Raw genomic sequence first — 14967 nt, 5'->3', positions numbered from 1 at the left:
ATGCGCGGACTCCTCCTGGCCCTGGCGGCCGGGGCGGCCCTGGCCGCGCCGCCTCGGATCCTGGACGGGTTCGAGACCGTCCGGGCCTGGAAGGCCGTGCCTTCCGACGGCGTGCTCCTGGCCCTGGGCGGCGCCGGCAGCCTGCGCATGGATTTCGATTTCCAGGGCCGGGGCGGCTACGCCGCCGCGCGCCGGGACCTGCCCCTCACCCTGCCCCCCAACTACGAGATCACCTTCCTGGTGCGCGGGGACTGCCCCCCGGAGAACCTGGAGTTCAAGCTGGTGGACCCCTCCGGGGAGAACGTCTGGTGGGTGCGCAAGCCCGCCTTCGCCTTCCCCCGGGAATGGACGCGGGTGACCCTGAAGAAGCGCCAGGTGTCCTTCGCCTGGGGCCCCGGCGGCGCGGACCCCACCCGCATCGCGTCGGTGGAATGGTGCGTCACCGCCGGATCGGGGGGCAAGGGCCGCGTGGAGTTCCGCGACCTGGCCATCCGCGAGCTCCCGGTGGAGGTCCCCTACGACCGCACCCCCGCGGCCACCTCCGGCCCCGGCTGGAGCCAGCTGGACTTCCGGATCCCCCGGGAGTTCGGCGGCCTGCGAATCGACTGGGCCGACCCGGGCCCCCGGGACTTCCGGGTCCTGGTATCCCCGGACGGCTCCGCCTGGACCCCGCTGCGCGAGGTGCGCGGCGCAGCGGGCCCCGCGAGCCATCTGCTCCTTCCCGAAACCGAGGCCCGGTTCCTGCGGGTGGAGGGCGGCGCGGCGAAGGCCCTGGCCGTGCGGCCCCTGGCCTTCGGCGAATCCTGGAACGCGGCCTTCGAGACCCTCGCCCGGGAGGCCCCCCGGGGCGACTACCCCCGGTGCTACCTGGGCGAGCAGCCCTACTGGACCCTGGTGGGCGTGGACGGCGGCCTGGATTCCGCGCTCCTGTCCGAGGACGGCGCCCTGGAGGCCGGCGTCGGCGGCCCCTCCGTGGAGCCCTTCCTGTGGAGCGGCGGCCAGCTCCTCGGCTGGGCCCAGGCGGCGTGCGCCCAGTCCCTGGAGCGGGGCGCCCTGCCCATCCCCACCGTCACCCGCACCCACGGCGACCTGACCCTGCGCGTCACGGCCTTCGGGGCGGGCTCCCCCGCGGCCCCGGTGATCCGGGCCCGCTACCGCCTCTCCTCCGCCAGCCCCTGGAAGGGCACCCTGTTCCTGGCGGTGCGCCCCTTCCAGGTGAACCCGCCGGTGCAGTTCCTGGGCACCCCGGGCGGCGCCGCCGCCATCGGCACCCTGGCCTTCGGCGGCGATTCCGCCACCGTGGACGGCAAGGTCCTGCTGCGCTCCGCCACCCGCCCCGACGGGGCCGGCGCCGTTGGCTTCCACGGCGGATCCATCGTGGACTACCTCCACCGGGGCGCCCTGCCCCCCGCGGCCACCGCCACGGACCCCGCCGGCCACGCCTCCGGCGCCCTGCGCTACGACGTGGACCTGGCCCCGGGCGAGGTGCGCGACATCCTCGTGGACCTGCCCCTGCTGGGGGCCGGCCCCCGCCCCCCCTTCGAGGCCGATCTGCGGGAGGCCGTCGCCTCCTGGGACGAGAAGCTGAACCGCGTGCGGGTGGAGCTGCCCGAACCGGGGGCCGCCGACACCCTCCGCACCTGCCTCGCCCACATCCTCATCAGCCGCAAGGGCCCCGCCCTCCGGCCCGGGACCCGCTCCTACGCGAGGTCCTGGATCCGCGACGGCGCCATGATGTCCGCCGCCCTCCTGCGCATGGGCCACGCCGACGAGGTGAGGGACTACATCGAATGGTACGCCCCCTACCTCTACCCCAACGGGAAGGTGCCCTGCGTGGTGGATGACCGGGGCGCCGACCCCGTGCCGGAGAACGACAGCCCCGGGGAATTCCTCCACCTGCTGGCCGAGTACGCCCGGTGCACCGGGGACCGGGCCTTCCTGGCCCGCCTCTGGCCCCAGGGCCGGCGCGCCGCGGACTACCTGGAGGGCATCCTGGAGAAGAACGGCCTGGTGCCGGCCTCCATCAGCCACGAAGGCTATTCCGCCAAGCCCATGCACAGCTACTGGGACGATTTCTGGAGCCTGCGGGGCTTCCGGGACGCGGCCTGGATCTGCGGCGAACTGGGGGATTCCGCGGGCGCCGCGCATTTCGCGGCCCTGGAGACCCGGTTCCGGGGGAGCCTCCTGGCCTCCATCCAGGCCACCATGGCCGCCCACCGGGTGGACTACATCCCCGGGTGCGCGGAGCTGGGGGACTTCGACGCCACCTCCACCACCGTGGCCCTCATGCCCGGCGACGAGCTGGGGAACCTGCCCCGGTCCGCGGTGGAGGCCACCTTCGCCGAGTTCTACCGGCAGTTCCGGGTGCGCCGCCAGGGCGGGGCCCCCGGGGACCGCTACACGCCGTACGAAACCCGCACCATCGGCGCCTTCGCCCAGCTGGGCTGGGTGGACCGGGCCCAGGAACTGCTGGGCGCCTACCTCGAGGACCGGCGCCCCCTGGCCTGGAACCAGTGGCCGGAGGTGGTGCAGCGCGACCCGCGCAGCCCCGTCTTCCTGGGGGACCTCCCCCACGCCTGGGTGGGGTCGGACTACATCCGCTCCCTCCTGAGCCTCCTGGTGCGGGAGCGCGGGGACGCGCTGGTGCTGGGGGCGGGGGTTCCGGCCACCTGGCTCGCCAAGGGCGTGCGCCTGGAAGGCCTGCGGGTCCCCGGCGGGGAACTGGGCTTCTCGGCCCGCACCGAAGCCGGGCGCGTGGTGGTGGAGATCACCGGCACGGCGCCCTGCCCCCGGGGCGGCGTCGTGGTGCGCTGGCCCCTCCCAGGCGCCTTCCGCCGGGCCCGGGTGGACGGCAGGATCGTGGAAGGATCCACGGGAACGGAACTGACGCTGCGGCGGATTCCCGCCACAGTGGTGATGGAGCCATGAAAGGAACGTGCAGTCTATGGACAGCAATCAAGACGGGGATCGCGGGCAGCTTCTCTCCAACGGCAGGTACCAGGTCCTTCTCACGCCGCGGGGAACCGGATACTCGGTGTGCGGGGACCAGGCCCTCACGCGCTGGAAGGGCGACCGGGTTGAGGATGGCGACGGCTTCTTCATCTACCTGAGGGACATGGACGGCGGCAGGGTGTGGTCCGCCGGGCTCCAGCCGGTGCCCGTCCCCCCCGAAGCCGCGGGCAGCGCCTTCACCGGGCGCCAGGGGACCCTCACCCGGCGTGACGGCACCCTGGACACGACCCTGGAGGTGGTGGTCCTGCCCGGCCAGGACGCGGAACTGCGCAGGCTCACCCTCACGAACCACGGGGCCGCGCCCCGGCGCATCGAAGTGACCTCCTGCCTGGAGGCCGTGCTCAACACCCGCGACGCCGACTTGGCCCATCCGGGTTTCTCCAAGCTCTTCGTGCAGACGGAGTGGGTACCCGGGGCCCGGGCCCTGCTGGCCCGCCGCCGGCCCCGGGGGGCCGACGAAAAGCCCCGGTGGATGTTCCACTGGCTGGCCTCGGGCCCCGTGGGCGGCCTCTCCTTCGAATCGGACCGCGCCCTGTTCCTGGGCCGGGGCCGCACCCTGGCGGCCCCCGCCGCCCTCCTGGCTCCGGGCCCCCTCTCGGGCTCCGCGGGTTCCGTCCTGGATCCCCTGCTGGCCCTGCGCTGCGTCCTGGAACTGGAGCCCGGCGCCAGCGCCACCCTGGCCCTGGGCCTGGGCTACGCCGCGGAACGCGCGGAGGCCCTGGCCCTGTGCGCGGGCCTGGCCACCGCCGCGGCCGTGGACGCCGCCTTCCCCGGCAGCGGCCCGGCCCCCCTGGCGCCGGTGGCCGCCCCCCGCCCGGCCTTCATTCCCCGGGCCCCGCGTCCCACCCCCGCGGCCCAGGCCCCCACGATCCTGGACAACGGCCTGGGCGGCTTTTCCCCGGATGGCAAGGAATACATCATCCACGTCCGGCCGGGAGCCGGCGGCCACCCCGTCCTCCCCCCCATGCCCTGGTCCAATGTCCTTGCCAACGAAACCTTCGGCCTCATCACCACGGAGCGGGGCATCAGCTGCACCTGGAACGCCAACAGCCGCCTCCACCGCATCACCCCCTGGCACAACGACCCCATCGCCGATCCGCTGCCCGAGACGCTCCACCTCCGGGACGAGGACAGCCGCGAATTCTGGTCGCCCATGCCGGGCCCCAGCGGCGAGGGCCTGGCCTTCACGGTGCGCCACGGCTTCGGCACGACCCGCTGGGAGAGCTCCGTGGACGGCCTGGAGCAGGAGGTCCAGGTGTTCGCGGCGCTGCGCGCGCCCAAGAAATTCATGACGGTGCGCCTGACCAACCGCGGCCCCCGCGGGCGCCGCCTGACGCTGTTCTGGCACGCGCACCTGGTGCTGGCGGAGACCCCCGGGGCGCCGCTGGAGACCCGCATCGAGGGGGATACCGTCCTCGCCTGGAACACCGCCCCCGGCCCCTTCCAGGGCCTGGTGGCCTTCGCCGCCGCCGAAGGCGCCGTGGCCGCCACCACGGACCGGGGCGCCTTCCTGGGCCGCCCGGGCCGCCCCGAGGCCCCCGCCGCCGTCACCACCGCCGGAGCCCTGGACGGGGCCGCCGGCACCATGGCGGACCCCTGCTTCGCCTTCCAGTTGGACCTGGTCCTGGAGCCCGGGGAGACCCGCACCTGCGTGCTGGTGTCCGGCGAGGCCGCGGACGCCGGGGAGGCGCGGCGCCTGGCCCGGATCCGCGACGCCGCCCCGGCCCTGGCCGAGGTGCGGGCCCACTGGGACCGCACCCTTTCGGGCCTCCAGGTGGAAACCCCCGAACCGGCCATCGATCTCATGGTCAACGGCTGGCTCCCCTACCAGAACCTCGCCTGCCGCATGTGGGGCCGCACCGCCTACTACCAGTCCGGGGGCGCCTTCGGGTTCCGCGACCAGTTGCAGGACGCCGCGGGGCTCCTGTACCTGCTGCCCGGCCTCACCCGGTCCCAGATCCTCCTGCACGCCGCCCACCAGTTCGTGGAAGGCGACGTGCTGCACTGGTGGCACCCCCCCATCGAGCAGGGCATCCGCACCCGCTTCTCCGACGACCTCCTGTGGCTGCCCTTCATCACCGCCCACTACCTGCGCAGCACCGGCGACTGGGCCATCCTTTCGGAAACCGCCCCCTACCTCCAGGCCAGGGCCCTGGCGCCGGGGGAGGACGAGGCCTACCTGGCGCCCGCGGATTCGGGCACCCGGGGCGATCTCTACGAGCACTGCTGCCGGGCCCTGGACCTGGCCCTGAGCCGCACCGGCGTCCACGACCTGCCCCTGATGGGCACGGGCGACTGGAACGACGGCATGAACCGCGTGGGCCGCGAGGGCAAGGGCGAGAGCGTGTGGATGGCCTTCTTCCTTTACACCATCCTCGATGCCTTCGGGCCCGTGTGCGCCCGCCGGGGGGACCTGGCCCGGGCCACGCGCTTCAGCGAGCGCATGGGCACCCTGTCCGCGGCGCTGGAGGCGGCCGGCTGGGACGGCGAATGGTACCGCCGGGCCTACTTCGACGACGGCACGCCCCTGGGCTCCGCCCAGAATCCCGAATGCCGCATCGATTGCCTGGCCCAGGCCTGGGCCACCCTCTCCGGCGCCGTGCCCGCCGCCCGGGCGGAACGGGCCCTGGAAGCCATGGAGGCCCAGCTGGTGGACGAAGGCGCCGGCATGATCCGGCTCCTGACCCCCGCCTTCGACACGTTCCCCAACGATCCCGGCTACATCATGGGCTACATCCCCGGGGTGCGGGAGAACGGCGGCCAGTACACCCACGGCGCCCTTTGGGCCGTGAAGGCCGTGGCCCAGGCGGGCCGCAGGGGCCGCGCCGCGGACCTCCTGGCCATGCTGAGCCCGGTGTCCCACGGCAAGGATCCCGCCACCTACCAGACCGAACCCTACGTGGTGGCCGCCGACGTCTACGGCGTCGCCCCCCACACCGGGCGCGGCGGCTGGACCTGGTACACCGGTTCCGCCGGGTGGATGTACCGCGTGGCGGTGGAGGACGTGCTGGGCTTTCGCCTGGAGGGCGGCGCCATCCGCCTGAGCCCCGGGCTCCCCCCGTCCTGGGACCGGGCCCGCATCCGCTACCGCGACCCCCAGGGACGGGGCCGGTGCGACATCACCCTGGTGCGGGATCCGGGGCTGCCTCCGGGTGCCGTGGCGGCCCTCATCGACGGCCACGACCACCCGGCGGACCCGGATATCCGGGTGCCCCTGGACCGGGACACCACGGTCGTCATCCGGCTGGGGGCCTGACCATGGCCTTCCCTCCGGATTTCCTCTGGGGCGTCTCCACCTCGGCCTACCAGATCGAAGGGTCCCCCCTGGCCGACGGCGCGGGGCCCAGCAACTGGCACCGCTTCTGCCGCCCCGGCGGGGCCGGCGCCCACCTCGCCCCCGGCGGCGACGTGGCCTGCGACCACTACCACCGCTGGCGGGAGGATATCGCGCTGATGAAGGAACTGGGCTTCCAGTCCTACCGGTTCAGCGTCTCCTGGAGCCGGGTCCTCCCCGGCGGGCGGGGCCCCGTGAACCCGGCCGGACTCGATTTCTACGCCAAGCTGGTGGATGGCCTCCTGGAGGCCGGGATCCGGCCCCTGATCACCCTCTTCCACTGGGATCTCCCCGCCGCCCTGGAGGACCGGGGCGGCTGGCTCGACCCCGATCTCCCGGGCCGCTTCGCCGACTACGCCCACACCGTGGCCTCGGCCCTTTCGGACCGGGTGGAGATGTGGTCCACCCTCAACGAGCCCTGGGTCGTCATGCACGAGGGCCACCTCCAGGGCTCCCACCCCCCCGGCCACCGGGATTTCCGGGAACTCCCCCGGGTCTCCCACAATCTCCTCCTCGCCCACGGCCTGGGTGTCCAGGCCTGCCGCGCCGCCGGCGCGCGCACCGTGGGCCTGGTGGTGAACATCGAGCCCAAGCACCCCGCCACGGACCGCCCCGCCGACGTCGCCGCCGCGGCCCGGGCCGACGCCTACATGAACCGGCACTACCTGGACCCCGTCTTCTTCGGGCGCTACCCGGAGGAGTTCCCCGCGCTCTTCGGGGAGGCCTGGCCCGCGTTCCCCGAGGCCGACTTCAGGACCATCCAGGAACCCATCGACTACCTGGGCCTCAACTACTACAGCCGGGGCATCACCCGCCACGACCCCGCCGTCCCCTTCGGCCAGTGGTCCAGCGTCCCCCACCCCAGCCACCTGCGCACCGACATGGACTGGGAGGTGTACCCCGAAGGCCTGACCGAGACCCTCCTGTGGCTCCAGGACCGCTACGGCCCCATTCCGGTCTACGTCAACGAGAACGGCGCCGCCTTCCCGGACCCCGCCACCGCCCCCCCCGGCGGCGTGCGGGACCCCCTCCGGGTTGAGTATTTCCGCACCCACCTCCAGGCCGTGCTCAGCGCCATGGCCCGGGGCGCCGACGTGCGCGGCTACTCCGCCTGGTCCCTGCTGGACAATTTCGAATGGGCCCTGGGCTACGCCAAGCGCTTCGGCATCGTCCACGTGGACTACGAAACCCTCAAGCGCACCCCCAAGGCCAGCGCGCGCTTCCTGTCGGAGGTGGTGCGCTCCAACGGCCAGGTCCTGGGGTAGGGTGTGTCGGCAATCCCTAGGTCATGAATCGCAAGGTTGTTCTCGGTGGTCTGGCTCCACCTTGGACCAGACGTTCTTCATCCTGCCTTTTCCCCTGGATCCTGTTTATCCCCGTTTGAGCTTCGCTGGGATTTGTCGCAACCTTTGGGTCAAGGACATCGAGTAACATGCGCTCCGACCCACCTCTGCGCCAGCCCTGCGGAAACCGGGATGAACGCCGATCGATGGGATGAACGGGGATCCGCTCAACCTGGAACAGCGCCATCATCACGGTTACCTCGCTTCAACCGCCCGTGGCGCCGCACCGCGAGGACCGCCGCGATCCAGAGGCCCAGGGCGGCCATGAAGCCGGCGATCCCTCCCCCCAGGGGCGACGGCGCAACGAAGCCCAGGATCCCCGCAACGGCCAGCGCCGCCCCCAGGATGTAGAAGGGCCGGAAGGACGCCGCGAACGCCATGGGCAGGAAATGGAGGCCCACCACGATGGCCATGGCCGGGATCAGCAGATCCGGGCGGTGCACATTGATGACGATATTGGCGGCGAGGAAGAGTCCGATGCCTTCCCCGAAGGAGCTCCAGTACATGGCCCGCCTAGCTCGCTCGGAAGGGACCGGATCCTCGCCGGGCAAGCGCAGCACCCAGACCGCGGACACCCAAATCAGCATGGCCACGAGGAAGGGCAGGACCCAAAGCTCCCAGGGCAGGTGCCATTGATGGTGCATCGTCAAGGCGGCGAACACCGACCCGAAGAATCCCATGATCACGGCGCCCCACGCTCCCATGCGGTGTCCCCCAGCTGAATGTGATGGGGAATTCTACTGGATTCAAGGAATGACTCAATCCCCAAAACACGGGAGTTCATGGCTTTCAGACGGCCGGTCGCTTGTTTTCGGTCAAAGCCTATCGATGGTGGCGTTCCGAATCCTCGTCCACGTTTTTCCGGAAGAAGGAAATCGGGCAATGCCTGACCATCAATATCAAAATCCATACAAATGCCGTAACAAATGTTTCCTCTCCAACCGTTGATTGTCGATTCAACATTGATTGTCTCCCACGATTTCGATGAGGTCTTTTCCACTTGATTCCGTGGGCGGTCAATCCCCTTGACCGGTCCATCAGCGGATCCCTTGCGTTCAAGGGCCATTCCCATGCCTTGTGCGGTCTTGCTTCGCCTTTAGAGGTCGGCTCACCACCCAGCCGTTCGATCCAGCACAGCCTCCGGTGACTGGTTCCTTTTCGCCGGCAGGAAATGGAAGCATCATTCGAAACACACACATGAAATAGCTTCCAAGCATGCAAAAGTTAAATAGGGTAGCCAGCAATCTCATTCTTAAATTTTTCATAAACTTCCGGACATATCAATTTGGCGACACTATAAACCATGGTACCCCATATATAGATTAATCCAATTACGGTAACTAATTCAAATAGCATCTTATTAAAAAACCTAAAATCATGCAAAATTGGATCCAAACCCAAAACAGAATTTAGATTTTTCTTCAAAATCAAGCATGACAAAATGATAATAATACGAAATGAATTTATTATTTTCAAATCGCACTCCAACTATTTTGAAATTTTTGAGTTTACATTTCGATTACTACTCAGAGAAATATTAATTTGGTCTTCCTCTTGCTGAAAACGCTTAGAACCAACAATTGTCCAATTACATATATGGTATGGAATAGAATGAACCAAATACCTAAGACAGAAATTAGCGCCAAAGCAAAATTTTGAATCAGTGACAACTTTTTGATCGGATCAGCAATTCCAAGAAAAATATAAAATGGCCTCTCAAGGGATAATGCCACTACAAATGCCAACATTTTAGTAAACAGTACAGATATTTTGAAATTTGCCTTTGGCGATTTCAGCATGGTTATTGATACCTAGTTTCTGGTGGTTCACCAATGCAGTTAATATCCGAATAGCTTTGGACAGCTCTATAATCAGCTTCCCAATTTGATTTTATAACATTTAATGTTTTTTGCAATTTAATGCCTTCAGTCACCCCCGTATAACTCATTGCTCCGACCCCTGCAATGATTGCACCTCCAGCCGCACCGACCCCACCCAGGGGAGGACCCCCTACCCCGAATCCGAGAACAGCCCCGATCGCCACCGCAGCTTCACCACAAATAATCCCGCTTCCAATGGCCGCCTTAATGGTCTCGACACCCACGGATGTCAAATACTCTTTAATTGCTTGCGAATCCATTTGAGATTTCATGGTGTCATTTTTCAATTGCAGGCCTCTGATTCGGTCCTCATTGGTCGGCGATGGCGATCCGCCTTGGCCCATGCCCGAATTTCCGTTCCCTGGACCATCCGTGGAGCCGGCCCCGCTGACCCATGTCTGGACAATTTCGCACCTCACCCCGGTTCCGTGCGTTTCCGTACCATGCCATACCTGGCCACCCTGTCCGCCGCAAGATCCGCGTCGGGTCCGGAAGGCTCCCTGGTTTTGGGCAGGAACGCCGCGTGGAAACGGATGGCGACGGGAATGGACACGCTGCCGGGGATCCTGAAAAGGGGGAATTCGAAGGCCGGATCCCCATTCTGCACGTTCGTTCTCCAGCCCCTGATACCAAGGCCCTCTTCGGCCGGCGGGGCGGTAATGAGGGAAGACTGTGCGGACAAGGGGATGGTGACGGACAGGGAAGCACCTATTAATAGATATATGAAATTTTTGTGCAACATTACTCAATATGCTGGTTTTTTACCTGCCATCCCAGTCTAGATCTTTTCAAGAGCTTCGCAAGAGCCCCCGCGGAATCACTTCCCCTGCCGCACGCTGCGAAACCGGGCCTCCCTTTCCGGGGGCCCCTACCCCCCCAGGTAGGCCTCCTTCACCCGCGGATCCTTCGCCAGATCCTCCGCGGCGCCCTCCAGCACCAGGCGCCCGTTTTCCAGGACATATCCCCGGTGGGCGATCTTCAGGGCCATGTGGGCGTTCTGCTCCACCAGGAGGATCGTCGTGCCCTGGGCGTTGATGGCCTGCAGGGCCTTGAAGACCTCCTTCACCAGGAGGGGGGACAGGCCCATGGACGGCTCGTCCAGGAGCATCAGGCGGCAGCCTGTCATGAGGGCGCGGCCCACGGCCAGCATCTGCTGCTCGCCGCCGGAGAGGGTGCCGCCCTGCTGGGAAAGGCGCTCGGCCAGGCGCGGGAAGATGCCGAAGACCTGGTCGTAGGCCTGGCGCACCCGGGCGCCGTCCTTCTGGGTCCAGGCCCCCAGGGCGAGGTTCTCCCGCACGGTGAGGCTGGGGAAGATGCCTCGGCCCTCGGGCACGTGGGCCATGCCCAGGGCCACCAGGCGGTGGGCGGGCAGGTCCCGCACGCTGCGGCCCCGGAAGCGGATATCCCCCTCGCGGAAGGGGATCATGCGGGAAAGGGCCCGGAGGGTGGTGGATTTGCCGGCCCCGTTGGCGCCCAGCAGCGAAACGATCTCCCCCTCCTGGATGACCAGGTCGATGCCGTGCAGGGCCCGGATGGAGCCGTAGGCCACGTGCAGGTTCTCCACCTCGATGCAGGTCATGGCTCCTCCACGCCGAGGTAGGCCTCGATCACCAGCGGGTCCCGCACCACGTCCCGGGGGGCGCCGGAGGCGATGGTCTGGCCGAAGTCCAGCACCTGGACCCTTCCGCACAGTTCCATCACCACGGGGAGCTGGTGCTCGATGAGGAGGATGGCCAGGGGGAAATCCTCGTGCACCTTCCGGATGAGCCGGATGAGCTGCTCCACTTCCCGGGGGTTCATGCCCGCGGCGGGCTCGTCCAGGAGGAGCACCCGGGGGCCCGTGGCCAGGGCCCGGGCGATCTCCAGGCGCCGCTGCTCGCCGTAGGGCAGGCTTCCGGCCAGTTCGTCGCGGCTGTCCGCGAGGCCGAAGCGCTCCAGGTGCTCCAGGCTCGTGGCCCGCAGCTCCGCCTCCCGGCGCCGGAAGGGACCCGTGCGGAGCGCGGCCTCCCAGAACCGGTACCCGGCCGAGGCGTGGAGGGCCATGGCGATGTTGTCCAGCACCGTCATCCGCGCGAAGAGCCGGATGTTCTGGAAGGTGCGGGCGATGCCGGCCCGGGCGATGGCGTCCGGGGAGAGGCGGGTGAGGTCCAGGTCCCCCAGGGTCATGGTGCCGCTGTCCGGGGGATAGACGCCGGTGAGCAGGTTGAAGGTGGTGGTCTTGCCGGCGCCGTTGGGGCCGATGACGCCCTGGATGTCCCGGGCGCCCAGGTCGAGGCTGAAGCCGGCCACGGCGGTGAGGCCGCCGAAGGTCTTGGTGAGGTTCTCCAGGCGCAGCACGGTCATGCGGAGCGCCCCGGGCGCAGCCAGGACCACTCCCGGTTCCCCATGAGCCCGTAGCGCCGGGTGAGCATGATGAGGATGAGGATCAGGGGGCTGATGAGCATCCGCCATTCCGCCAGCTGGGGCGCGAAGGCGCTGAGGAGGTTGCGCAGCACCTCCATGAGGACCGTGTAGGCCACCACCCCCAGGATGGACCCGGAAAGGCTCGCCATGCCGCCCAGGTAGAGCATCACGAGGATCTCGGTGGTCTTGATGTAATCGAAGCTGCGGGGAGTGATGAACTGCTGGTTCTGCGCCCAGAGGCCCCCGGCCAGGCCCGCGAAGGCCGCGGCCACCGTGAAGGCCATGTTCTTGGCGCGGTTCACGGCCACGCCCATGAGCTCGGCGGCGATGGCGTTCTCCCGGATGGACACCCACACCCGGCCGAAGCTGGACTGGATGAGGTTGCGCAGGATCGCCAGGGTGAGCACCGCGCACACCGCCACCGCGAAGAAGGTGGTGTTCTTCGGGATCCCCGTGAAGCCCCGGGGCCCGCCCACGAAATCGAGGTTCTGGATGGCGTTGACGATGATCATGTTGAAGCCCAGCGTGATGATGGCCAGGTAGTCCCCCACGGTCTTGAAGGTGAGCAGGCCCACCAGCCACCCCACCAGGGCCGCGGCGGCCATGGCGCCGCCCAGGGTCACCACCAGGACGCAGAAGGGCCCCACCACCGGCGGCAGGTCCGCGGCCGGGGGCAGCACCTTCGTGGCCAGCAGCGCCGCGGTGTAGGCCCCCACCGCCATGAACCCCGCGTGCCCCAGGGCGAACTCCCCCAGGTAGCCGTTGAGCAGGTTCAGGCTGGCCACCAGGATGATGTTCATGCCGATGACCGTCAGCAGGTGCAGGTAGTAGGGATTGAGCAGGTCCGGGAGCACGCCCCCGTCCACGGCCAGCTGCAGCAGGAGGGACGCGGCCAGGGCCGCGGCGCACACCATCCAGAAACGCGCGCGCCCCACGCTACACCTTCCTCATGGCGGGCTTGCCCATGATGCCCCAGGGCCACACCAGGAGAAGCAGGATCAGCAGGCCGAAGGCGATGCCGTTCTTCAGGTTGGAGGAGAGGTAGGCCACCGTCGTCACCTCCACGCCGGCCAGCAGGAAGGAACCCAGCACCGCCCCCTCGATGGAGCCGATGCCGCCGATGACCGCGGCGATGAAGGCCTTCCACCCCAGGTCGATGCCCATGTACGGGTCCAGGGCGTAGGCCTGGCCGTAGAAGATCCCCCCGGCCGCGGCCAGCGCGGACCCGATGGCGAAGGTGCCCGCGATGATCAGGTTCAGGTTCACGCCCATGAGCGGCACCACGTCCTTGGCGTCGGCCACGGCGCGCATGGCCGTGCCCACCAGGGTCCGGTTCACGATGAGCCACAGGACGGCCATGAGGGTGAGGGACACGAGGATGATCAGCACCTTGTCCCAGGTGACGTAGACCCCCAGGTGCCCCTGCAGCCAGGTCACGGAGCCCGTGGGCAGGCCGGAACGGATCTGCCGGGTCTCGGGGCCCACGGCCAGGCGCACCAGGTTCTCCAGGAAGATCCCCACGCCCAGGGTCGTGATGACCACGGACATGCGGTTGGCGTCGCGCAGCCTGCGGTAGGCAACGCGCTCCACCAGCACCCCGGCCAGGGCGGTGAGGACCATGGCCAGGGGCATCATCACGTACACCGGCAGCCACGCCAGGTGCACCCCGATGAGCAGCCCCAGGAATCCCCCCAGCATGAAGATGTCCCCGTGGGCGAAGTTGATGAGGCGGATGATGCCGTAGACCATGCTGTAGCCCAGGGCGATGAGGGCGTACACGGCCCCCAGCTGCGCGACGTTGAGGAGCTGCTGGACGAGGACGCCCATTCAGGGATTGACCGCGCTGTCGAAGACGAACCGGCCCTTCTCGATGCGGATGATCACGGCGCCCTTCACCGGGTCCCCGGAGCCCGCGAAGGAGATGGCGCCCGTGACCCCCTGGAAGCCGGAGGTGGCGGCCAGGGCGTCCCGGATGGCCCTGGGATCGGCCTTGCCGGCGGCGCCGATGGCCCGCAGCACCAGGCGCGCCGAATCGTAGGTGAGGGCCGCGGCGGCGTCGGGCACCGCCTTGAACCGGGCGGTGTACTTCGCGATGAACTCCTTGGCCACGGGGCTGTCGGCGTCGGGGGAATAGTGGTTGGAGAAGTAGGCGCCGTCCATCACCGCGCCGCCCAGCTTGACCAGCTCGGGGTTGTCCCAGCCGTCCCCGCCGAGAAGCGTGGCGGTGAGCCCCAGCTTGCGGGCCTGCTGCGCCTGGAGGGGCACCTCGTTGAAGTAGTTGGGCAGGAAGAGGACTTCGGGATTGGCGCCCTTGATCTTGGTGAGCTGGGCCGAGAAGTCGGTGTCCTTGGTGTTGTAGGTCTCGTAGCCCACCAGTTTCCCGCCCAGGCGGGTGAACTCGTCCCGGAACACCTCGGCGATGCCCTTGTTGTAGTCGCTGGCCACGTCGTAGACCACCGCGGCGGTGCGGGCCTTGAGCTTGCCGATGGCGAACTGGGCCACCACGCGTCCCTGGAAGGGGTCGATGAAGCAGGCCCGGAAGATGAACTTCCGGCCCCGCGTGACGTTGGGGTTGGTGGACCAGGGCGTCACCTGGGGGATCCGCGCCGCCTCGGCGATGGGGGCGCCCGCGTTGGAGCACTTGCTGGACTGGGAGCCGATGATGGCCACGACCCGGTCCTGGCTGATGAGCTTCTGGAAGACCGTGGCCGTGGCCTCGGGCTTGTTCTCGTCGTCCTCCACCAGGAACCGCACCTTCACCTGCTTTCCGCCCAGGGGGATGCCGGCGGCGCACTCCTCCTGCACCAGCGTGATGGCGTTCCGGGTGGACTGCCCCAGCGCCGAGATGTCCCCGGTGAGCGGGGCCGAGACGCCGATCTTCACTTCGTCCGCCTTGGGCTTGCAGCCGGCCAGGACCAGGAGGAAGGGCAGGAGCAGGAAGACACGTTTCATGCGGAGGGTCCTCGGGTCGGGGGGCGTTGCCGGGTTGGGGCGA

11 protein-coding genes are annotated in these 14967 nt (G+C 68.3%); 3 read left to right on the top strand and 8 right to left on the bottom strand.

Annotated features, from left to right (window positions below):
- The 3 genes from R2J76_RS04420 to R2J76_RS04410 are packed head-to-tail and all read left to right on the top strand — an operon-like array spanning window position 1 to window position 7611.
- Window positions 1-2928, top strand: a complete 2928-nt coding sequence (locus tag R2J76_RS04420; protein ID WP_316414591.1) for a discoidin domain-containing protein — start codon at window positions 1-3, stop codon at window positions 2926-2928.
- A gap of 16 nt (window positions 2929-2944) precedes the next feature.
- Window positions 2945-6268 carry a GH36-type glycosyl hydrolase domain-containing protein gene (locus R2J76_RS04415; protein ID WP_316414590.1) on the top strand — a complete coding sequence of 1108 codons (3324 nt, stop codon included), beginning with the start codon at window positions 2945-2947 and terminating at the stop codon, window positions 6266-6268.
- A gap of 2 nt (window positions 6269-6270) precedes the next feature.
- Window positions 6271-7611 carry a GH1 family beta-glucosidase gene (locus R2J76_RS04410; RefSeq protein WP_316414589.1) on the top strand — a complete coding sequence of 447 codons (1341 nt, stop codon included), beginning with the start codon at window positions 6271-6273 and terminating at the stop codon, window positions 7609-7611.
- Between the two features lie 245 nt (window positions 7612-7856).
- Here R2J76_RS04410 and R2J76_RS04405 read toward each other — a convergent pair whose 3' ends face one another.
- From R2J76_RS04405 to R2J76_RS04370, 8 genes are all read right to left on the bottom strand, one after another.
- A complete protein-coding gene (locus R2J76_RS04405) occupies window positions 7857-8369 on the bottom strand; it encodes a hypothetical protein (RefSeq protein ID WP_394366823.1) in 513 nt (170 codons plus the stop codon).
- A gap of 2 nt (window positions 8370-8371) precedes the next feature.
- Entirely contained in the window at window positions 8372-8755 is a 384-nt protein-coding gene (locus R2J76_RS04400) for a hypothetical protein (RefSeq protein ID WP_316414587.1), read from the bottom strand.
- Between the two features lie 735 nt (window positions 8756-9490).
- Window positions 9491-9856 carry a hypothetical protein gene (locus R2J76_RS04395; RefSeq protein WP_316414586.1) on the bottom strand — a complete coding sequence of 122 codons (366 nt, stop codon included), beginning with the start codon at window positions 9854-9856 and terminating at the stop codon, window positions 9491-9493.
- A gap of 581 nt (window positions 9857-10437) precedes the next feature.
- On the bottom strand, window positions 10438-11148 hold the full coding sequence (locus R2J76_RS04390; protein ID WP_316414585.1) for an ABC transporter ATP-binding protein: 711 nt from the start codon (window positions 11146-11148) through the stop codon (window positions 10438-10440).
- Window positions 11145-11912, bottom strand: a complete 768-nt coding sequence (locus tag R2J76_RS04385) for an ABC transporter ATP-binding protein (protein ID WP_394366822.1) — start codon at window positions 11910-11912, stop codon at window positions 11145-11147. The genes R2J76_RS04390 and R2J76_RS04385 overlap by 4 nt, the downstream gene beginning before the upstream one ends.
- Complete coding sequence (locus R2J76_RS04380) at window positions 11909-12907, bottom strand: branched-chain amino acid ABC transporter permease (protein ID WP_316414583.1); 999 nt, start codon at window positions 12905-12907, stop codon at window positions 11909-11911. Before R2J76_RS04380 ends, R2J76_RS04385 begins: the two co-directional genes overlap by 4 nt.
- Before the next feature lies 1 nt (window position 12908).
- Window positions 12909-13799, bottom strand: a complete 891-nt coding sequence (locus R2J76_RS04375) for a branched-chain amino acid ABC transporter permease (protein ID WP_316414582.1) — start codon at window positions 13797-13799, stop codon at window positions 12909-12911.
- On the bottom strand, window positions 13800-14924 hold the full coding sequence (locus R2J76_RS04370; RefSeq protein WP_316414581.1) for an ABC transporter substrate-binding protein: 1125 nt from the start codon (window positions 14922-14924) through the stop codon (window positions 13800-13802).
- Between the last annotated feature and the right edge of the window lie 43 nt (window positions 14925-14967).

Source organism: Mesoterricola silvestris, assembly GCF_030295405.1.
GTDB classification, from domain to species: Bacteria; Acidobacteriota; Holophagae; order Holophagales; family Holophagaceae; genus Mesoterricola; species Mesoterricola silvestris.
This window is presented reverse-complemented; position numbering and strand designations above follow the sequence as displayed.

What these genes read in the sequence shown, in the direction of transcription:
- R2J76_RS04390 (WP_316414585.1), bottom strand. Translation starts at nt 11,148, where the DNA reads ATGACCTGCATCGAGGTGGAGAACCTGCACGTGGCCTACGGCTCCATC.
- R2J76_RS04400 (WP_316414587.1), bottom strand. Translation starts at nt 8,755, where the DNA reads ATGGCCCTTGAACGCAAGGGATCCGCTGATGGACCGGTCAAGGGGATT.
- R2J76_RS04410 (WP_316414589.1), top strand. Translation starts at nt 6,271, where the DNA reads ATGGCCTTCCCTCCGGATTTCCTCTGGGGCGTCTCCACCTCGGCCTAC.
- R2J76_RS04405 (WP_394366823.1), bottom strand. Translation starts at nt 8,369, where the DNA reads ATGGGATTCTTCGGGTCGGTGTTCGCCGCCTTGACGATGCACCATCAA.
- R2J76_RS04420 (WP_316414591.1), top strand. Translation starts at nt 1, where the DNA reads ATGCGCGGACTCCTCCTGGCCCTGGCGGCCGGGGCGGCCCTGGCCGCG.
- R2J76_RS04415 (WP_316414590.1), top strand. Translation starts at nt 2,945, where the DNA reads ATGGACAGCAATCAAGACGGGGATCGCGGGCAGCTTCTCTCCAACGGC.
- R2J76_RS04375 (WP_316414582.1), bottom strand. Translation starts at nt 13,799, where the DNA reads ATGGGCGTCCTCGTCCAGCAGCTCCTCAACGTCGCGCAGCTGGGGGCC.
- R2J76_RS04385 (WP_394366822.1), bottom strand. Translation starts at nt 11,912, where the DNA reads ATGACCGTGCTGCGCCTGGAGAACCTCACCAAGACCTTCGGCGGCCTC.
- R2J76_RS04370 (WP_316414581.1), bottom strand. Translation starts at nt 14,924, where the DNA reads ATGAAACGTGTCTTCCTGCTCCTGCCCTTCCTCCTGGTCCTGGCCGGC.